Raw genomic sequence first — 19,613 nt, forward strand, 5'->3', positions numbered from 1 at the left:
ACCCGCTATCGTTCAGCCGATGGTGCGAAGTTTTTCAAACAGCTGCCGCTGGCTGCTATCGGCACGGTAGAATATCGCCGGCTCGCCGAGCGGGGCTTCGACGGTGACGTCTCGCCCGCCGCGATAATGCGCGCCGCTCCACAGATGCACCCATTCGCCATCGCCCGGAAGATAGAGCGAACGTTGGGTTTCTCCGGCTTTCCAGACCGGTGCGACAAGCATGTCCGCCCCGTAGAGATAGCAGTCCTGAATGGCGTAGGTCCGCCGGTCATCCTCGTAATGCAGGAAGAGCGGGCGTTGCACCGGCAGGCCTGTCTTGGCGGCTTCCACGGAGAGCGACTTCAGATATGGAGCCAGCGCGACATAGATGGATGTCATGCGGGCAAAATGGGCAATAACCGCCTCATCCTGATCGATCTGAAGATTGTCGCGCGGCCTGTTGCCCTCATGGGTGCGCATGACCGGCGTGAAGGCGGCCATTTCCGTCCAGCGCATGATGAGTTCAGCGGTCCTGACATTGCCGAACAGGCTGGTATAGCCGCCGATGTCGGAATGGTGATAGGCATTGCCCATGAGGCCCGAGGAAAGCGCGCCGCAGATGACGGTGACAAGGCCGTCGTGACGGGAGAAGTCGACAGACTGGTCGCCGCCCCAGATCAGCGGACAATGGGCCTGCACGCCCGTGAAGCCGGCCCGCATAAAGAACAGTGCTTCGCCGGTCTTTCCCCGGCTCTCGACGGCTTTCGCATTGACCTCGGCCCAGAGTGTTGGCCAGGCATTGTGCATCAGCTTGGCGTCGACGCCGTTGGAAAGCGTGATATCGATCGGCAGATATTCGCCGAAATCGGCCATCCAGCCGGAAAGGCCAAAATCCAGCATGTTTTTGCCGATGATCTCTTCGGCGAACCAGTCGGCGGCGGCCGGGTTGGTGAAATCGACCACGCCGCAATCGAATTCACCGAAATCCACCAGCGCCGTTTTGCCCTCGGCGTCGGTTGCGAAATAGCCGGCTTTTTCGGCGACCGGGAAAAGCGGGCCATCGACGCAGAGATAGGGGTTCACGTAACCCAGGAAGCGGACGCCCTGATCGGAGAGTTCGGCGATCTTCTGGCGCAGATGCGGATAACGCGTATCATTCGCCTGCCAGTCCCAGAACAGGCGCGCGCCAAAGGATGTCTGGCGAAGCCCCACCCAGTCCTCGCACCAGAGGCCGGACACCTTCGTTCCGGCCGCGCGGATTTTCTCCAGCCGGGCAAAGGAGTTGGCGCCGTCCTTTAAGCCGATGATCGCACCATTATAGACCCATTCCGGCAGTTGCGGCTGACGCCCGAACCGCAGTGAAAGCGCGGACACGATATCGGTAAAATGATCGCCGGTGAAGAATTCGATCTTTTCGGGGATGGCCCAGATTTCGATCTCGTGGAAATCGCCATTGCGGAAATCGAAGACCGAATAGGCGCTTGTTTCCACATGCAGCGCATATTTGCGTGATGAGAGCCAGGTCGGCTGCGGGTAGTTGGTGTTGTAATAATCGCCGCCCGCCTTGCCGCTGACGTCGGACTTGAAAGTGATCTCGGTGGTCTTGTCGCGGCCGACCCCCGGCTCGGAGGTCCAGAGCGGGAAACGACGGCCGCGCATGTCGAAATAGGACATCTGCTCGCCGCCGCCCCAGACATGCTCGTCCGTTTCTGCAACGATGCGCAGCCAGAGGCGGTTGATGGTCTCGTCCAGCGCCGTCAGCAGGATGGCGTTACCGTCGAGCGTCAGGCGAAGACGCGGCGCCTGTCCCGGCGCGGACGAGAGCGTGACGCTGTCACCGTTGACCTCCGTATGGCGCAGTGCGGTTCGCTCGATGACATAGTCCTCGATATCGAAATTGCCGCGATACATGTCCATCCGCTCCTTGCCGAAACCGGCGAAAAAGGCCGGATTATCGGGCGAATGGGAAAGTATGGTGCGGTTGCCGATCGCGAGCGTGAAGCCGTCTGTGGTCGTTTCGAAATGCATGACTTAACCTTTTAGCCCTTGAGACCACCGGCGGTGAGGCCCGAGACAACCCGTTCCTGGAAGATAACGATCAGGATCGCGACCGGCACGATGCCGACCACCAGCGCTGCCGAAATGACCGGCCAGGGGAAGGCGAATTCACCCTGATACAGCTGGATGCCGACGGGAAGCGTGCGGAGCGCCGGATTGGAATTGAAGGACAGCGCCAGCAGGAACTCATCCCAGGCATTGACGAAGGCAAGGATGCCAGCGGTGAAAACGCCCGGCGCGCAGAGCGGCACGACGACCTTGAACAGCGCGCCGATGCGGGTGCAGCCATCGATCATGGCGGCGTTTTCGAGATCGCGCGGAATGCTCTCGAAGAAAGAGACGAGCATCAGCGTGCAGACCGGCAGCGAAAGCACGGTGTAGGGCAGGATCAGCGCCGTCCAGCTGTTGAGCAGGTTCAGCGCCCGCATGATTTCGAACAGCGGCACCAGCAGAGTCACCAGCGGGAAGGTGGAAACGGCGATGATGAGCGAGAGGATCAGCGCCCGGTATTTGAGGTTGAGCCGCGCCAGCGCATAGGCCGCGAGCACCGAAATCAGAATGGTGAGTGCGGTGGAGAGCAGGGCCACCATGAAGCTGTTGAACAGGAAGAGGTGCAGCGGCTGGTCGGAAAAGGCCTGCATGTAGTTGGCAAGCGTCGGCGCATGCGGAAACCAGGTGATTGGCTTCACCGTCAGTTCCGCTTCGGTCTTCAGCGAGGTGAAGAGGATCCAGACTGCCGGGAAGAGGCCGTTGACCAGCAGGATGGAGGCCGCGATGAAGCGCAGCGGCTTGCCGGAAAAGACGGAGGACAGACCGGAATTTGCAACGGTGCTCATGGGATCAGTCCTTCGTCCTGATGATGCGGAGATAAACGGCGGTAACGCACATGGAGAGCGCAAACATCATGACCGCCAGCGCCGAACCGTAACCGAGATCAAGGAAGGAAACGGTGTTCTGATGGATATACATGGCAAGCGTCGTGGTGGATGTGCCGGGCCCGCCGCCGGTCATCATGTAAGGAATATCAAAGGTCTGCAGCGCCGTGATTGTACGGAAGATGAGGGCGACGACAATCGAGGGCTTGAGGAGCGGCAGGGTGATTTCGAAGAACTGGCGGATTTTGCCGGCGCCATCCACATCAGCCGCTTCATAGAGCGAGCGCGGAATGGTCTGAAGGCCGGCGAGGATCATCAGCGCCATGAACGACGAAGTTTTCCAGATGATCGTCAGGCAGATGGCCGCAAAGGCCCAGTTCGGCGAGTTGAACCAGATGATGCCTTCAAAGCCCAGCCGGTTGAGTACATCATTGACCACGCCATATTCGTAATGGAAGAACCACGCGAAGATGAGGCCGGCGAAAGAGAGCGGCAACGCCCAGGGAATGAGCAGCGAAAGCCGCATCGGCCACTGCATGGAAAAGGGCAGGTTGGCGAGCAGCGCCAGCCCGAGGCCCATGAACAGCGCGCCGGGCACGGTGATCAGCGTTATCAGAACCGTATTCCAGGTCGTTTCCCAGAAGATCGGATCGTCAAACATCGCCGCGTAGTTTTCAAAGCCGATGAATTCCGCCGGCAGACCTGATGTCAGCGACAGACTGAAAAACGAGGTGTAGACGAGCCGCGCCACCGGATAAACGATGATAAGCGACAGCAGGATCGCCGCTGGCGCCAGCAGAAGCACGGCAAGCGACCGGTCGCCGAGATCGAGCCACCGCGTCCAGCGCGGCTGTGGTTTCTCGTCCACCCGAACCATGGTTCTATCAGGCATTGTCACCTCTGCCACTCCCGCAACTGGATTCACGTCATCGTCTCCCGATCGGACCGGTTCATATCCGGCCCGTTTATCGCGCCGTTCAGGCGGCTTTGTTCCTGTCAGTCGAAACGGCCGGAAAGGGCATGGTTTGCATGCCGCCTTCCGGCCCAAAGCTTAGCGCAGAACGCGCCGCAGACGGCTTTCCATCTGCTTTGCGCCGTCTTCCGGCGTCATCACGCCGGCAAGCACGCCGTTGACCGTGGTGCGGATCGTCTCGCTGACCTCGTTGTAACGTGGCGTCACGGGGCGGGCCTTTGCCGTTTCAACGACGGGCAGGGCATCCGCGAACCAAGGGATCGTCTTGGTCACGTCGGCATCCTTGTAGAGTGCGGCATAGGTGGGCAGAAGGGCGGCGTTGATGGCCATGAACTTCGACACATCCTGACCCGAGAGATATTCCACCAGCTTCTTGGCTTCATCCTGCTGCTTGGAATAGGCGGAGACGCCGAATTCCCAGCCGCCGAGGCAGGTCGTCTGCTCGCCGCCCTTGACGGCGGGCAGGCGGGCGACGCCGACCTTGTCGTTCACCTGCGATTCCTTGCCCTGGAAATGGGTCCAGGCGTAGGACCAGTTGACGGCGAAGAGAACCTTGCCGGCCTGGAATTCCTTGCGGGTATCGTCGGTCGCCACTTCCGAAATGTTCTTCTTGGAAATGCCTTCATCGACGAAGCTCTTCCACAGCTTCAGCGAATCCACCGCAGCCTTGTTGTCGAAGTTCAGCTTGCCGTTCTCAACCAGAGACTTGCCCTCGCTCCAGTAGGGCAGGAGGAAGGTGCAAACCGCGCCTTCGATCGCCTTGCCCTGGAAGGACAGGCCCTGAAGCTCGGGGTTCTTTTCGCCTTCCATCACCTTTTTGGAGGCTTCCTTCAGCTCGTCCCAGGTGGTTGGCGGCTTGATGCCGTATTTGTCGAGCAGGTCCTTGCGGTAATAGAGGAACATGGAGTCGGCGAAGGCGGGCAGCGCCACGATCTTGCCATCCACCGTGTTGGCTTCCGCATAGGTCGGCAGATAGGCCGACAAATCTTTGCCGGCAAAATCGCTGGTCCAGCCGGCTGTGGCGAACTGTGCCGGGCGGATGACGTCGAGCATCAGCACGTCGAGGCTGGAGTCCTTGGCCGACATGACGGTGTTGAGATATTGCGCCTGCATTTCCGAGGTGTTGCCGCCGGTCTCGATGACCACCTTCACACCCGGCGTCTTGGCCTCATATTGATCAAGCGCCTTGCGCCACACATCGGGCTGATGCTGGCTGGAAACGAAGATTTTCAGTTCGGTATCGGCAAAGGCCTGCCCCGAAAAGGCGAGCATGGTCGCGCAGAGCGCTGCACCCATGAGGGCTTGGCCCCCGATAGCTTTGAATGTCATGTGTTCCTCCCGTTATTAAACCCTTGGCCGCAGCGTTTTTCGCCGGGCGATCAGTGGATAGAGCGTTCCGTTGTCGCGTCGAAAAGATGGACCTTGGATGGATCGACGCCGATCCGCAGTTCCTCGTTCGGCGTCGGCCGAAGCTGCGGCGGCATGCGTGCGGTCAGCGCCGCATCGCCAAGGCTGAAATGGACGAGCGTGTCCGAGCCCAGCGGTTCCACCACCTGCACCTTGACCGCAAGCTGCGTGTCGAAGCCCTCGACGGGGCCGAAATGTTCCGGGCGAATGCCGACGATGACTTCACGCCCGTCGAGGCCCGTTTCGCGGGATGGCCGGATGGCGGCCATCGGCAGGGAATTGCCGTCGGAGAATGCCAACCGGTCGCCGCTCACCCTTGCGCGGGCGAAGTTCATCGCCGGAGCGCCAACGAAACCGCCGACGAAGACGCTTTCAGGCCGGTTATACACCTCGTCAGGTGTACCGACCTGCTCGATATCGCCGCCGCGCAGGATGACGATGCGGTCCGCCAGCGTCATGGCCTCCACTTGGTCGTGGGTAACGTAGATGATGGTGGTGCCGAGCTGCTGGTGCAGCCGCTTGATTTCCGTGCGCACCTGTCCGCGCAGTTTGGCGTCGAGGTTGGAAAGCGGCTCATCGAACAGGAAGACCTGCGGACGGCGCACGATGGCGCGGCCCATGGCCACACGCTGGCGCTGGCCGCCGGAGAGCTGGCCGGGCCGCCGGTCGAGAAGGTGCTCGATGCCGAGCATCCTCGCCGCCTCGTCAATGCTGGCATTGGCCTGCGATGCGCTGACACCGCGCACCTTCAGGCTGAAACCCATGTTTTCGCGCACCGTCTTGTGCGGATAAAGCGCATAGTCCTGAAATACCATGGCGATGTCGCGCTCACGCGGCGGCAGCCGGTTGACGACACGGTCGCCGATCCTCACCTCGCCGTCGGTAATGCTTTCCAGCCCCGCAACCATGCGCAGCGTCGTGGATTTACCGCAGCCGGAAGGGCCGACGAACACGACGAATTCGCCATCGTTGATTTCAAGGTCGATGCCCTTGACGATGCGAAGCGCACCGTAACTCTTGTCCAGCTTGCGCAGGCTGACCGAAGCCATATTTTCCTCCTCACGACCGGCGCGTCCAGAATTTGAATGGACGCAATAGCCGGTATCAACCTTCAAATTCCACGCATCGCATCTTCGAAAATCGATCCCGATTGTCTGGCGATATCGTGGGATGGCGAAACGCCTGTCTCCCTGAGGTCGTGATATTACCTTTCATAAAAAGGAAATCAATAGTGTATCAATTTTATTTCTGACAGAAATCAAAAACTATTAACCCATTGATTAAAAGAAATATAACTGCAAAATCAGCCCGACGGCAGGCTGCTGCTTGCTTGCCTCCCGTCAAATTCTTTCATCCATGTGGATCACGCGAAATTTGCGCAATCTCAACGTATGCGTGAAACGTATCGTGCGATGGCATGGTCGAACCAAGTCCATGAAACTTCGGCCACGGCACCATCCTGCGCCTGGCTGAGGCGCAGAACCCGCGGCACCGAAACGCCGGCTTTCTGGCCGAAAACCTCGGGCGCCCATTCAGGCACGTCGCCGAGATCGATGCGATCCTCCGCCTTCGATATCCAGAGGTTGAGGCGGGTGCGGTAATAGAGGTAGAGGGATTCCGACATGTTCTCGATGGCGATTGTGTCGACGTAAGAACCATCAAGCCAGATTTCCTCGATGGCTGCGGGTTTGCCGGCGATGCGCCGCAGGCGGCGGATCCTGTGCCCTTCCGCCGATGTGCCGAAAGCGGGCAGGTCAGCGGGCTTGGCAAGGCGCGCCACATCCAGAACCTCCGCCGTCGGCAGGCCGCCGCCTTCGATCAGTTCGAGGCGGAAGAAGGCATAGACGCTTTGTGGATCGCTGACGGCGCGGATGTAGTTGCCGGAACCCTGCACGCGCTCCAGAAGGCCGCGCTCCTGCAGTTCGGCAAGCGCCTTGCGCAGCGTGCCGACGGCGATACCGAGATCTGCCGCCATATCGCGCTCCGGCGCCAGCTTCTCGCCATCGATCAACCGGCCCGCCGCCACTTCGCGCACCAGCATTTCGGCGATCTGCATATACATGGGCAGGCTGCCACCAGTGTGTTTCATGTACCGTTTCCTCCCCCGAAACAAAAATTGATACATCATTGATTTACATATTTCTTGATGTTATGCAAGAAAAACGAGAGCGGCCTTTAGGAGGAATTGCATGACCGTCGTACCCGTTACATCCGCTGATCTCGATGCTGCCGAGGTCTCCTGGTTTTCCGCTTTGTGTTCCGATGACTACGCCTATCTGGGCGTGCCTGACGGCAGCCTGCGCTCCAGCTTCGAGCATTGCTCCGACATCGTCAAAAAAGCCGAAGAACTCGGCTTTCGCAACATTCTCTGCCCTTCGTCCTATCAGGTCGGGCAGGATACGCTGAGCTTTGTGGCCGGCTGCGCGCCGATCAGCGACCGCATCAATTTCCTCGCCGCGATCCGCTGCGGCGAAATGCAGCCGATTATGCTGGCCCGAACCGTGGCGACGCTCGATCACATGCTGAAGGGTCGCCTGACGCTCAACGTCATCAGCTCCGATTTCCCCGGCGAAGTGGCAGACAGCGCCTTTCGTTACAAGCGCAGCCACGAGGTCGTTGAGATTCTGCGTCAGGCCTGGACCCGCGACACCATCGACCACGACGGCGAGATCTACCAGTTCAAGGGTGTGTCGACCGAACCGGCAAGACCCTACCAGCAGAATGGCGGCCCGCTTCTCTATTTCGGTGGTTACTCTCCCGATGCGCTGGAACTCTGCGGCGCACAATGCGATGTCTATCTGATGTGGCCCGAGACGAAGGAGCAACTGTCGGACCGCATGCGCGCCGCCAATGAGCGCGCCGCCGCCCATGGCCGCACGCTGGACTACGGCCTGCGTGTCCATATGGTCGTACGCGATACCGAACAGGAAGCCCGCGAATATGCCGAACATCTGGTTTCGAAGCTGGATGATGAATATGGCCAGCTGATCCGCAGCCGCGCTCATGACAGCGGTTCGCTCGGCGTTTCGCATCAGGCGCGGGCCCGCGAACTCGCCGACAAATTCGGTTATGTCGAACCCAATCTGTGGACCGGCATCGGCCGGGCGCGCTCCGGCTGCGGCGCGGCTCTGGTCGGCTCGACGGATCAGGTTCTTTCGGCGCTGGAGGACTACCAGAAGATGGGTATCCGCGCCTTCATTCTTTCCGGTTATCCGCATCTTGACGAGGCGGAACATTTCGGCACCAAGGTTCTGCCGCAGATGAAAACCTGCTCCCTGCCGCATGCTTACGGTCGGGTGCCTTCTGAAACGCCGGCCACGCCGCTCGGCAACGGGGAACGCCACTGATGGAACGCATTGCTCTTTCCGACAAACTCGAACTCAGCCGCATCGTCTACGGCATGTGGCGCATCGGTGACGACGCCGACACTTCACCGGCCCATGTACAGGCGAAGATCGAGGCCTGCCTCGCGCAGGGCATCACCACCATGGATCAAGCCGATATCTACGGCGGATACACGGCGGAAGCCATTCTCGGCGCCGGCCTGAAGGCTGCACCGGGTCTGCGTGACAAGATCGAAATCGTCACCAAATGCGGCATCGTCGCGCCGGCCGGGCGTCACTCAGCCGCGCGCGTCAAGCATTACGATACGACGGCCGGCCACATCAACGCTTCGCTCGAGGCATCGCTTCGCGACATGGGAACGGATCATGTCGACCTCCTTCTCATTCATCGCCCGGATCCGCTGATCGACGCGGAAGAAACCGGCAAGGCGCTCGATGCGTTGGTGGCGTCGGGCAAGGCCAAGGCCGTCGGCGTCTCCAACTTCCGCCCTTGGGACTTTTCCCTGCTGCAATCGGCCATGAGCAACAGGCTGGTGACCAACCAGATCGAGATGAGCCTCCTTGCGACGGATTGCTTCACCAACGGCGATCTCGCCTTCCTGCAGGAAAAGCGCGTTTCTCCGATGGCATGGTCACCGCTTGGCGGCGGTTCGCTGTTCTCTGGCGCGCATGGCGGAACAATGGCTGCCCTGCAGCGCATCGGTAAGGAACAGGGCGTTGATGCGACGGCTGTCGCGATCGCCTGGCTGCTGCGTCATCCGGCGAAGATCGTGCCGGTCCTCGGCACCAATAATCTCGAGCGGATCAGAACCGCAGCCGATGCGCTCAACGTGACGATGGACCGCCAGACCTGGTTCGAACTTTACACCCTTGCGATTGGAAAAGAGGTGCCGTGATGACAGTGGCAGAGGCGATCAAGATGCCCAATGAGCATGTATTCGTTCCCGGCGGGGAAAACAGCCGCAGCTTTCGCAATGCGCTCGGCGCTTTCACGACAGGCGTGACTGTCGTGACCGCCACCACGCCGGAAGGCCCGATCGGCATGACGGTCAACAGCTTCGCGTCCGTCTCGCTCGATCCGCCGCTGGTGCTCTGGTCTCCGGCCAAAAGCTCGTCCCGTTATCAGGCCTTCAGCGGCGCGACTCATTTCGCCATTCATGTGCTGAGCGCCGATCAGGACGTGCTGAGCGCCCGCTTTACCCGCAACGGCCGCGCCTTCGACGATCTGGATTGGGAATTGAACGACGAAGGCGTGCCGGTCATCCCCGGAACGCTTGCCCGTTTCGAGTGCCGACAGGCCGCCGCCCATGATGCGGGCGACCACACCATCATCGTCGGCGAGGTACTGCGCGCCGCGCATCGTGATGGCGATCCGCTGTGTTTTTCGGGCGGCACCTTCGGTCGCTTTGCCCGGCAATAACGGAACCTTCGGTCATTCCAGACTTTTTGGTATCAATGACGCCGTTATTATCGAAACACTCCACTTTTCTAAGGAGCGCGCTGGTCGCGCTCCTTTTTGCAAAGTAAAATAGCATTCTTCTCTTTTTATACTGACGCTGATCTCTCAAACCGGGTTAAGTGGCTGCAAGAGATGATTCGCCGGACCTAACGGGCGAAACGATGCGTCGATGATGGAGAGGTGATGGCCGGTGGTTTCTTGCGGGAAGAGGCGTCGAAGGCCGGCTCAGGTTTTAGGCCCGTCCGACAGTTCCTCTTGCGGGCATCAACGAGCCTCTTTGCGCTGGCGTTGTCCTGTGCCATCGCGCCTGCTGCATTTGCAGAATCCATCGCCTGGGTTGGCTCTTCCTCGGATGACTGGTTCTCGCCAAGCAGCTGGTTTGGGTACACGCGTGTGCCGGGAGCGAACGACCTCGCCGCCATCAACGCTCCAGGCCCGACAATAGCCGCCGGGCGTGTCGCAGAAATCGAGGAACTCGGCATTGGCATTACTCTGAACGGGTCGCTGTCAGTGGAGGGCGGCCTTAAGACTTCCAATACAAAACTCGGCAACGAGGATTTGGTCGAGGGCACGTTAAATTTTTCCGGCGGCGATTGGTCGAACAAACATGACATATTTATTGGCGGCGTAGGCATTGGGGAACTCTCCCTCACCGGCAGCAGGGCGGTCTCCGGTGGGAATGTCTACCTGGGTGGCGGTTCGGGCCATGGTTGGCTCACTCTCAACAATCTATCGAGTTTCGATAATACCGGCGCCACTTTTGTCGGTGTCGCGGCGGATGATGGCTTTGATCAGTTGCAGATTCTGGGCGCGAGCACGTTCAAGACCGGCGGATTTGTGGTCGCAGATGGTATGGATTCTGTAGGCACCGTCTCCGTAGAGGGGAACGGGAGCAGCCTTACCGTGTCGCAGGACATGGTGATTGGCCACGGTGGTGAGGGGCTTCTGACGATCTCCAGTGGTGGTGTTGTCAAGAGTCTTGCGACCACCATCATCGGCAATCTCGCCACATCGAGCGGAGGTTCGCTGACCGTCAACGGCCGTGGTTCCATTCTAGAAACCTCCGGCCCCTTGATTGTTGGCAATGAAAGCTCGGCAAGTATGTTTGTCGGGACGGCGGCGGAGGTTATCAGTGGCGCTGTCGTGATCGGCCGGCATTCGGTCGGTCAGGCCACCGTCACGGGCAGCGATTCCCGGTGGATCACGGGCAATCTGAGTATTGGCGGTGATGAGAACGATTCTGGCGGTGCCGTCGGTGATGGTACAGTCGATGTAATGGCGGGCGCTACCATCAACAGTGCCTCGGTTCAACTTGGCGCCGTCTCGGGTGCCAGGGGCTCCGCCACTGTTGATGGCGCGGATTCTACCTGGACGATCGGAGACGACGGCCTTTCTGTCGGCCTTTCCGGCTCTGGCTACCTGAGCGTCAAAGCCGGCGGTCATGTCGGATCCGTCAACACGGTTGTCGGGGCAAATGAGGGGAGTAATGGTTCTATCACGGTTTCCGGGGCCGGAAGCACCTTCAACAACGCCGGCGATCTCAATGTGGGTTGGGAAGGCGACGCTTCACTGCATGTCGATACCGGCGGCACGGTAACAAGCGACAGCGCAATTGTCGGCACAAAATCGATGATTGCCGTGGTGAACATCAGCGGCGGCGGTTCGACCCTGACGCTCGCTAAGACGCTGATCGTCGGATATGAGAACGCTACCGTGGGAGAGGTTTCCGTCATGACCGGCGGCGAAATCCGGGCGAGCGAGCTTTCGATCGGCGAGTTTGGCGGTTCTTCCGGCAAGCTGAGCGTTATCGGAGCGGGTTCGATCGTTACCGTCTCCGTTGACAGCAATCTCGTCAATTCCGGTTCAACCTATGTCGGGTGGCGCGGCGGTGGAAATTTAACGGTGACCGATGCCGGTTCTCTCGACACAAATCGCCTGTTTGTTGGCACGCAGGCTGGATCAAACGGCTTCCTGCATGTTGGTGGTATTGGCTCGCAGGTTGAGGTCCACGATGCTCTCGTGATCGGTGGAGGCGGCAACGGTTCAGTCGAGGTGACTGGCGGCGGCGCGCTTGCGGCCCACACGATTGTCATCGCGGCGGCGGCAGGTTCCACTGGCGTCTTGAACATAGGCGCCCGCGCGGGATTGACGGCGCGAGCGGCGGGTGAGGTTGACGCTGCTGGAATCGTTTTCGGCGCCGGCAACGGCAGTATCGTTTTCAATCATTCGGAAGCTGATTATGGCCTCTCCGCGAATATTTCGGGGGCCGGACGTGTTGTCGCGGAGAATGGTGTCACCACGCTCGCAGGCCATAACAGCTACTCCGGCGGCACCACCATATCTGCCGGTACCTTGAAAGGCAGGGCGACAAGTTTTGGTTCTGGTCAAATCGCCAACAGCGGGCAACTCGTTGTGGATGGGGCAGGCACGCTTTCAAATAGTCTCACCGGTTCCGGTACTGTCGAAAAGACGGGCGGCGGCAACCTCGTTCTTGCCGGCAACAACAGCTATTCCGGGACAACGACGATTTCCGCCGGCACGCTGACTGGAGCGGCAAAAAGTTTTGGTTCCGGCCAGATCGTCAACGATGCGCAGCTCGTCGTGGACGGGGCAGGCACATTTTCAAATGTCGTCAGCGGCACCGGCACCTTTGGAAAGACCGGCGACGGCAATCTGGTCATGACCGGCAATAGCACATATTCAGGCGCAACCGAGGTTTCATCGGGCAAGCTCAGCGTCAACGGCGCTCTCGCGAGCGCCGTTTCCGTCCGCAGCGGCGCGACGCTTGGTGGTTCCGGCACCATCGGCGGGCTGACTGTCGCTTCCGGGGGCACGCTGTCGCCCGGCAATTCAATCGGCACCTTGACATCGACCGGCGACGCGAGATTTCTCAGCGGCTCGACCTATGCTGTTGAAATCGACGCGACGGGCAATTCCGACAGGATTGCCGTCACCGGTACTGTCACCATCGACAACAATGTCAAACTCGTCGTCACGCCGCTTGCCAGTCATTCAGCCTATAGTCTGGGCACGCAATATCCGATCCTGACGGCAACGGGCGGTATTGCCGGCACCTTTTCCGGCGTGGACGAGAAATTCGCTTATTTGATTGTGGACGTCACAAAGAGCACGGATAACGGCACGGCATATCTCTCCTTTAGCCGCGCATCACAGGACCCCGGGCTTCTTGCCTCGGAGACATCGTCGGAGAATGCCCAAAACGCCGCGAATGCCGTTGAGGCGGCACGGGAAGATCCGGCGCTTTATCAGGCGGCATTGTTTCTGGGGCAAAATGAAACCCAATCCGCCTTTTCGCAGCTTGCCGGCGAGCTGCATCCGTCACTGGCCATGGCATTGATAAATCGCAGCCAGCTGACGCGGGCTGTCATTCTCGAGAGGTTGCGCAGCGCCTTCGACGGCGTGGATGCGCGTGCGATCACGCCCGCCGGCGATGCGACGGGCGGGAGCGGAACGCAGCGTGTGGACGAGGGTTCTCTTACGTTCTGGTCCAATGGATTCGGATCGCGCGGCCGTGTCGACGGCGATGGAAACGGCGCTACGGTGGATATCAAAGGCAAGGGCGTCCTTATCGGCCTGGATGGGGATTTGGATGACGGCCTGCGTGCTGGTGTTGCCGCGGGTTATGGCCACGACAGCATAAGCCAGAAGTCTGCATCGGCGGATGTGGATAGCTATTATGTGGCAGCTTATGCGGGTCTGACGAACGGTCCGGCATCGCTGCGTCTTGGCGCGACCCATGCCTTTCAGGATATCGACACGCGCCGCGCTCTTTCCTTTTCAACATTGCAGGAAAATCTCACGGCCAGCTATGGTGCATCCACAACGCAGGCCTTTGCCGAGGCCGCCTGGCGTTTCGACCTCGATCGCACCGTCATCGAGCCTTATGCCAATGTCAGCTATGTGAACCTGGAGACGGAGGCCTTTGGCGAGAGGGGCGGTGTTGCCGCAGTATCGTCCGGTTCGGCCAGTCATGATCAGCTATACACGACGCTTGGTGCGCGTTTGCGTCAGGATATTTCGTTGGACGACATGTCCGGGCAGGCGACGTTCGATATCGGGTGGCGGCACGCCTATGGTGACCCATCAGTGGTGAGCACATTGTTTTATACCGGCGGCGATGGATTTTCCGTCGCAGGAACAGCGATGACGCAGGATGCCGCGCTGCTTAACGTGGGGCTCAGCTACGATCTCGCCCCTTCCGCCACTTTGACATTCCGCTATGGCGCGGTCTTTGGGGCAGGAGTGCTGGATCAATCCGTTTCGGCCGAACTGGGAGTCCGTTTCTGATGGCGTTCAGACCACACAAGTCGCGGAATGTGGCGCTTGCTGTTGCCGTCTTCGCCGGGGCCATGGCTGGTGACGCCGGTGCGCAGGAAGCCGCGAACCCGGCCGTGCCGCTGCATGAAGTTCATGGAAGCTGGCAACTTGCCTGCGCCGCACCAGTGAAAAAAGATCCCGCCGATCCGAACACCACGCAGACGGCGCCGGCCAAACCGCTCTGCGCCATCGCGCAGGTGCAGCTTGAGGAAAAAACCCGCAAACTTGTCGTCTCGGTCGAATTCCGGCTCGATGATTCCAAAACGCCGGGACAGCTCTCAGGCACCATCGTCCTGCCGTTCGGCCTGGCTGTCACCAAACTCTTTTCGATAAAATCCGGCAATGTGCGGCTGCAGGAAGTGCAGGTGAGCACCTGCCTTCCTGTCGGCTGCGTCGTGTCTTTCACGCCCTTCGTCGAACTTGTCTCAGCTCTGGAAACAGGCAAGACGCTGACGATCGAAGCCCCGGATCTGCAGGGAAGAACCGTCTCATTCCAGCTGCAGTCGGCTGGTTTTTCCGAGGCGTTGAAGCGCCTCGGAAGCCTGTATTAAGCCGCGACGGAATCGGGCTCTGCGGCGTCTTCCGGCTTTTGCTGTTCGGCATGTTTCTCGGCTGATTTTTTGCGGGAAAACAGCCCGGTGAGAAAGTGGCCAAACCTGTCCATTTCCACGAAGATGACGGGAGTGATAAACAGCGTCAGCAATTGCGAGACGATGAGGCCGCCAACCACGGCGATGCCGAGCGGCTGGCGCAGTTCCGAACTCGCGCCCGAGCCGAGTGCAATGGGCAGTGCGCCCAGCAATGCGCAGAAGGTCGTCATCATGATCGGCCGGAACCGGCGTACGCAGGCTTCGTGAATGGCGGTAGCCGGCGGTTCGGCCTTTTCGCGCATCAGTTCCACCGCCACGTCGATCATCATGATCGCGTTTTTCTTGACGATGCCGATCAGCATCAGCAGGCCGATCAGCGCGATGATCGAGAAATCCATGCCCATCACCTTCAGCGCCACCAGAGCGCCGAAGGCCGCCGCCGGCAGGCCGGAGAGGATGGTCAACGGGTGGATGAAGCTTTCGTAGAGCACACCGAGAACCACATAAATGGTCAACACCGCCGCCAGAATGAGGATGCCGGTATTGCCCTGGCTCTGCTGGAAGATTGCCGCCGTGCCGCCATAGCTGGTGAAGACATCCTGCGGCAGGCCTATCGTGCTCTTGATCTGATCGATCCGGCTTGTGGCATCGGAAAGCGCTACCCCATCCGGGAGGTTGAAGGATATCGTCGTGGAGACGAGCTGGCCCGTCTGGTTGATGGTGACAGGCGCTTGTGTGCGGGTGAGGGTGGCGAAGTTGGAGAGAGGAACCAGAACACCTGATTTCGCCGAGAGAATGTTGATATCGCTGAGGAAATCATCATTCCACGGTTTCGAGCTGTCAAACTCCACAATCACGTCGTAGCTGTCGCCGGTGGACTGAATCTGTGCCGCCGTGTAACCGCCGAAGGACATTTCCAGCGTCTTGCGCAGCTGGTCATTGGTGATGCCGAAGGCGGCTGCCTTTTCCGGATCGACGGAAATCGTTGCCGCGATCGCCCCATTCTGGGCGTCCGAGGTGACTGACGTGAAGGTGTGGTCGCGGCGCATCGCCTCCATCAGCTTGTTCGACCATTCATTGGTCGTGTCGGCATTCAGGCCCTGAACGACGAGCTGGTATTGGCTTGCCGAGCTGCGCCCGCCGAAACGCAGGCTCTGCTGTGGATTGATGTAGGTGCGGATGCCCGCCACTTTCGATGTGGCCTGCCCCAATTCCGTGAGCACCTGGCTGAGCGGCGCGCGTTCTTCCTTGGGTTTCAGTTCGACGAACATCGAGCCATTGTTCAGCGGGTTGCGGGAATTGCCGCCGACAATGGAGGTGACGTGCACCACCGCCGGATTCTTGCGGATCTGATCGGCGACCTGAGCCTGCAAGTCACGCATCGCCGTGTAGGAAATATCCTCACGCGCCTGTGTCGAGACTGAAAGACGGCCAATGTCTTCCTGGGGAAAAAAGCTGGAGGGCAGGGTTTCGAAGAGATAAAGCGATGCCGCGACCGAGGCGAGGAACGATGCCAGCACGATGCGGCGATGGGAAAGGCACCAGCCGACGGCGCGGCCATAGGCGCGCAGCGTACGTTCGAAACCCGCATCGAACCAGCGGATGATCGCCGGCGGTCTGGAGGAATGGCCGGAGAGGCGTGAAGCGAGCATCGGCGTCACCGTCAGCGACACCAGCGCCGAGGCCATGATCGCCAGCGTGACGACCATGCCGAACTCGTTAAAGAGCCTGCCGATGACGCCGCCCATCAACAGGATGGGAATGAAGACGGCAACCAGCGAGATGGACATGGACAGAATGGTGCTGCTGACTTCTGCCGCGCCCTGAAGGGCGGCCTCCCGCATGGGCAGGCCTTTTTCATGCAGGCGCAGGATGTTTTCCAGCATGACGATGGCATCGTCCACCACTAGCCCCACCGACAGGGTTAGTCCGAGCAATGAAATATTGTCGATGCTGTAACCCAGGACATACATCATGCCGAAGGCGGTGATGAGCGACAGCGGCACGGCAAGCCCCGGAATGATGGTTGCCGTCAGGTGTCCGGTGAAGAGATAAATAACCGCCACCACCAGCCCGATGGTGAGGAACAGCGTGAACTGCACGTCCGAGATCGCGTCCTTGATCGCGGTTGAGGCATCATTCATGACGTTGATATTGACTGACGGCGGTAATTGCTGGCGAAGCGCCGGCAGTTTGGCCTTGATGGCGTCAACAACCTCGACTGTATTGGCATCCGGTTGACGCTGCACGGCAAGAATGATGGCCTGTTCGCCGTCGAACCAGCTGCCGGCATTGGTGTTGTCGATGCTGTCTGTGACATTGGCGATATCGCCGAGGTGAATCCGTGCGCCGTTGGTCGTTGAAACGACCAGCGAGCGGAACGCCTCGGCATTGGTGCGTTGCGTGTCCGCCTCGATCGTCAGGCGTTGATTTTCGTTTTGCAGGGCGCCGACAGGCACCTGATTATTGGCCTGAGCGATGGCCGTGGTGACGGTGTCGACGCCGAGGCCCCTTGCCTGAAGCTGCGTCGGATCAAGGCCGATGCGCACGGCGTAGGTCTGAGCGCCATAAATACTGACCTGCGCGACGCCCGAAATGGTGGAAAGAAGCGGCGAGATGATGTTTTCGGCGATTTCGTCCACCTTGCTGGTGGGCATTTCCTTGCTGTTGACAGCGAGCAGCAGCACCGGCGCATCGGCCGGGTTGGTTTTGCGATAGCTCGGCGTCGTCGTCATGTTGCTCGGCAGCTGCCGCTGCGCGCGCGAAATTGCCGCCTGCACATCGGCGGCCGCAGCATCGATATCGCGGTTGAGATCAAACTGCAGCACGATCGAGCTGTTGCCGAGCGTGTTGGTGGCGCTGATTTCGCTGACGCCGGGAATGGTTTCGAACTGCTTCACCAGCGGTGTGGTGACGGAGGTGGCCATTGTTTGCGGCGAAGCGCCTGACAGCGATGACGAGACATTGATCGTCGGAAAATCCACCTTCGGCAGGGCGGCAACGGGCAACAGGCGAAAGCCCGCGAGCCCTGCCAATATCAGGCCTATGGCAAGAAGCGTGGTGGCGACGGGCCGATTGATGCAGAAATTCGGGATCATTGGCCGCCAACCTTTTCTTGCGGAATATTGGCGGCCAGATTGCCCGCCGCGCCGCCGTTGTCGGAAAATTGCTCGACGACGAACTGGCCATCGGCAAGTTCCGATTGGCCCTCGACGATGATATGCTCTCCGCCATTCAGGCCGCTCGCGATGGCCGTGAGATCGCCATTCGAGCGGGCGACTTCCACCGGCGTCATATGGGCATGATGGTCGCTATCGACGGTATAGACGAAATTGCCCTTCGGACCGGGCCGCACAGCGACCGTCGGCACGACGATCATTTCCTTATCCGAAACAAAATGAGCCGTGACGTTGACGGACTGGCCGGGCCATAAAAGACCACGATCGTTCTTGAATTCCGCCTTGGCCAGCACGGTGCCGGAGGTCTGGTCCACCGTATTGTCGTAGAACCGCAGCACACCGCCCATGGGCTCGCCGCCCGTCGCCGCGGGATCGACATCAACAGCGGTGTCTTTTGTCACGCCTTCGCGCAATTGCGGCAGATAGCGTTGCGAAAGCCGGAAACTGACCGAGATCGGATCGTATTTGGTGATTGTCACGATATTGACGCCTGCGCTGAGATAGGCGCCGGGGCTGACAGTGATGTCTCCGAGCCGTCCGTCGAAAGGCGCGCGGATTTCCATATGCTCGAGCGTCACCTGATCAGAGGCGAGCGTTGCCTTGTCGGCGTCGATCTTGGCGCTGGCGCTGTCACGCGCTGCCCTGGCCTGATCCAGCACCTGTTGCGATTCCGCGCTTTGCTTGACCAGATTGGCGGCGCGCTGGAAAGCCGCCTCCGTCTGCTCAAGGGTTGCCTGATCGGCCGCGATATTGGCCTTGTCCTTGTCGACGGCGGCGCGGGCGATGCGGTCGTCCATCTTTAGGATCAGATCACCCGCCTTGATGTGCTGGCCGTCCTTCGCCTCGATTTCGGTGACGAGGCCGGCCTGAAGCGGTGCGATATTGGTGATGTCGGCCGCAACCGCCCAGCCCGTCGCCGTTGCATCCATCGGCAGCGTCGCCTTGCCGACGGCGATGGTGCTGACGGTGGGTGGCGCGCCATTGCGCCGCCCTCCACCCTGTCTTTGTCCTTGCTGTCGGGCTGGCTGGCCGCTCTGGGCCGATTGCGCCGCCGTTTCGGTGTTCGCCTGCGGCGAAACGCTGGCGAATTGTTTAAGGTAAGGAACTTGGTCGAGCGGCAGTCGATCCCTAAAATACCAGGTGCCGGCGGCTGCAATGGCAAGAACGCTGAGGGCGGTCCAGAAACGTTTCATCTGAAAATTCCGCGTAATGAGAGCGATACATGTTTCCCGAACATGTGCGGTAAGCCTTGGGAGCAGCTTTCCCCCACAAGACACCCAATGCGCTGCGAAATCACCTTAAACTTTTGTAATGGCGGCGACAATGACCGTCGCTACATGCGTTGTCTTTCAGGGGGCGGACGATTTCGCTTCGTGCCGAAAGCCCATGCTTGATCATGTTCACCTTCACC

General features: G+C 59.9%; 13 protein-coding genes. 5 read left to right on the top strand and 8 right to left on the bottom strand.

Annotated elements, in window-relative coordinates:
• Positions 1 to 12 precede the first annotated feature (12 nt).
• The 6 genes from CFB10_RS06280 to CFB10_RS06305 form a co-directional block, all read right to left on the bottom strand.
• The gene (locus tag CFB10_RS06280; protein WP_020011840.1) at positions 13 to 2,007 is read right to left on the bottom strand and encodes an alpha-glucosidase; all 1,995 of its coding nucleotides are present in this window, start codon (positions 2,005 to 2,007) and stop codon (positions 13 to 15) included.
• An 11-nt stretch (positions 2,008 to 2,018) separates the two neighbouring features.
• Positions 2,019 to 2,873, bottom strand: a complete 855-nt coding sequence (locus CFB10_RS06285; protein WP_020011839.1) for a carbohydrate ABC transporter permease — start codon at positions 2,871 to 2,873, stop codon at positions 2,019 to 2,021.
• Positions 2,874 to 2,877: 4 nt separating this feature from the next.
• Positions 2,878 to 3,789 carry a carbohydrate ABC transporter permease gene (locus CFB10_RS06290; RefSeq protein WP_020011838.1) on the bottom strand — a complete coding sequence of 304 codons (912 nt, stop codon included), beginning with the start codon at positions 3,787 to 3,789 and terminating at the stop codon, positions 2,878 to 2,880.
• A 174-nt stretch (positions 3,790 to 3,963) separates the two neighbouring features.
• Positions 3,964 to 5,214: an ABC transporter substrate-binding protein gene (locus CFB10_RS06295; RefSeq protein WP_026363959.1), complete on the bottom strand. Its 1,251-nt coding sequence runs from the start codon at positions 5,212 to 5,214 to the stop codon at positions 3,964 to 3,966.
• A 50-nt stretch (positions 5,215 to 5,264) separates the two neighbouring features.
• Positions 5,265 to 6,341 carry an ABC transporter ATP-binding protein gene (locus tag CFB10_RS06300; RefSeq protein ID WP_026363958.1) on the bottom strand — a complete coding sequence of 359 codons (1,077 nt, stop codon included), beginning with the start codon at positions 6,339 to 6,341 and terminating at the stop codon, positions 5,265 to 5,267.
• A gap of 335 nt (positions 6,342 to 6,676) precedes the next feature.
• Positions 6,677 to 7,381 (bottom strand): GntR family transcriptional regulator, encoded by a 705-nt coding sequence (locus CFB10_RS06305; protein ID WP_020011835.1) that lies wholly within the window; start codon positions 7,379 to 7,381, stop codon positions 6,677 to 6,679.
• Between the two features lie 100 nt (positions 7,382 to 7,481).
• On the opposite strand from CFB10_RS06305, the gene CFB10_RS06310 reads away from it, so the two are divergent.
• From CFB10_RS06310 to CFB10_RS06330, 5 genes are all read left to right on the top strand, one after another.
• Entirely contained in the window at positions 7,482 to 8,639 is a 1,158-nt protein-coding gene (locus tag CFB10_RS06310) for an LLM class flavin-dependent oxidoreductase (RefSeq protein ID WP_020011834.1), read from the top strand.
• Positions 8,639 to 9,532, top strand: coding sequence for an aldo/keto reductase family oxidoreductase (locus CFB10_RS06315; protein WP_020011833.1), 894 nt, complete (start codon positions 8,639 to 8,641; stop codon positions 9,530 to 9,532). The genes CFB10_RS06310 and CFB10_RS06315 overlap by 1 nt, the downstream gene beginning before the upstream one ends.
• Complete coding sequence (locus CFB10_RS06320) at positions 9,532 to 10,056, top strand: flavin reductase family protein (protein WP_003506438.1); 525 nt, start codon at positions 9,532 to 9,534, stop codon at positions 10,054 to 10,056. The genes CFB10_RS06315 and CFB10_RS06320 overlap by 1 nt, the downstream gene beginning before the upstream one ends.
• 222 nt (positions 10,057 to 10,278) lie before the next feature.
• Complete coding sequence (locus CFB10_RS06325) at positions 10,279 to 14,403, top strand: autotransporter domain-containing protein (protein ID WP_026363957.1); 4,125 nt, start codon at positions 10,279 to 10,281, stop codon at positions 14,401 to 14,403.
• Complete coding sequence (locus tag CFB10_RS06330) at positions 14,403 to 14,984, top strand: invasion associated locus B family protein (RefSeq protein ID WP_020011831.1); 582 nt, start codon at positions 14,403 to 14,405, stop codon at positions 14,982 to 14,984. The genes CFB10_RS06325 and CFB10_RS06330 overlap by 1 nt, the downstream gene beginning before the upstream one ends.
• Here CFB10_RS06330 and CFB10_RS06335 read toward each other — a convergent pair.
• Together CFB10_RS06335 and CFB10_RS06340 are read right to left on the bottom strand one after the other, a co-directional pair.
• The gene (locus tag CFB10_RS06335; RefSeq protein ID WP_020011830.1) at positions 14,981 to 18,121 is read right to left on the bottom strand and encodes an efflux RND transporter permease subunit; all 3,141 of its coding nucleotides are present in this window, start codon (positions 18,119 to 18,121) and stop codon (positions 14,981 to 14,983) included. The genes CFB10_RS06330 and CFB10_RS06335 overlap by 4 nt on opposite strands.
• Positions 18,118 to 19,395 carry an efflux RND transporter periplasmic adaptor subunit gene (locus CFB10_RS06340; protein ID WP_020011829.1) on the bottom strand — a complete coding sequence of 426 codons (1,278 nt, stop codon included), beginning with the start codon at positions 19,393 to 19,395 and terminating at the stop codon, positions 18,118 to 18,120. Before CFB10_RS06340 ends, CFB10_RS06335 begins: the two co-directional genes overlap by 4 nt.
• Between the last annotated feature and the right edge of the window lie 218 nt (positions 19,396 to 19,613).

This window comes from Agrobacterium sp. 719_389 (assembly GCF_900188475.1).
GTDB classification, from domain to species: domain Bacteria; phylum Pseudomonadota; class Alphaproteobacteria; order Rhizobiales; family Rhizobiaceae; genus Agrobacterium; species Agrobacterium radiobacter.

Coding starts and splice junctions, on each gene's coding strand:
- CFB10_RS06340 (WP_020011829.1), bottom strand. CDS start 19,395: ATGAAACGTTTCTGGACCGCCCTCAGCGTTCTTGCCATTGCAGCCGCC.
- CFB10_RS06335 (WP_020011830.1), bottom strand. CDS start 18,121: ATGATCCCGAATTTCTGCATCAATCGGCCCGTCGCCACCACGCTTCTT.
- CFB10_RS06280 (WP_020011840.1), bottom strand. CDS start 2,007: ATGCATTTCGAAACGACCACAGACGGCTTCACGCTCGCGATCGGCAAC.
- CFB10_RS06290 (WP_020011838.1), bottom strand. CDS start 3,789: ATGGTTCGGGTGGACGAGAAACCACAGCCGCGCTGGACGCGGTGGCTC.
- CFB10_RS06300 (WP_026363958.1), bottom strand. CDS start 6,341: ATGGCTTCGGTCAGCCTGCGCAAGCTGGACAAGAGTTACGGTGCGCTT.
- CFB10_RS06325 (WP_026363957.1), top strand. CDS start 10,279: ATGGCCGGTGGTTTCTTGCGGGAAGAGGCGTCGAAGGCCGGCTCAGGT.
- CFB10_RS06320 (WP_003506438.1), top strand. CDS start 9,532: ATGACAGTGGCAGAGGCGATCAAGATGCCCAATGAGCATGTATTCGTT.
- CFB10_RS06305 (WP_020011835.1), bottom strand. CDS start 7,381: ATGAAACACACTGGTGGCAGCCTGCCCATGTATATGCAGATCGCCGAA.
- CFB10_RS06315 (WP_020011833.1), top strand. CDS start 8,639: ATGGAACGCATTGCTCTTTCCGACAAACTCGAACTCAGCCGCATCGTC.
- CFB10_RS06285 (WP_020011839.1), bottom strand. CDS start 2,873: ATGAGCACCGTTGCAAATTCCGGTCTGTCCTCCGTCTTTTCCGGCAAG.
- CFB10_RS06295 (WP_026363959.1), bottom strand. CDS start 5,214: ATGACATTCAAAGCTATCGGGGGCCAAGCCCTCATGGGTGCAGCGCTC.
- CFB10_RS06310 (WP_020011834.1), top strand. CDS start 7,482: ATGACCGTCGTACCCGTTACATCCGCTGATCTCGATGCTGCCGAGGTC.
- CFB10_RS06330 (WP_020011831.1), top strand. CDS start 14,403: ATGGCGTTCAGACCACACAAGTCGCGGAATGTGGCGCTTGCTGTTGCC.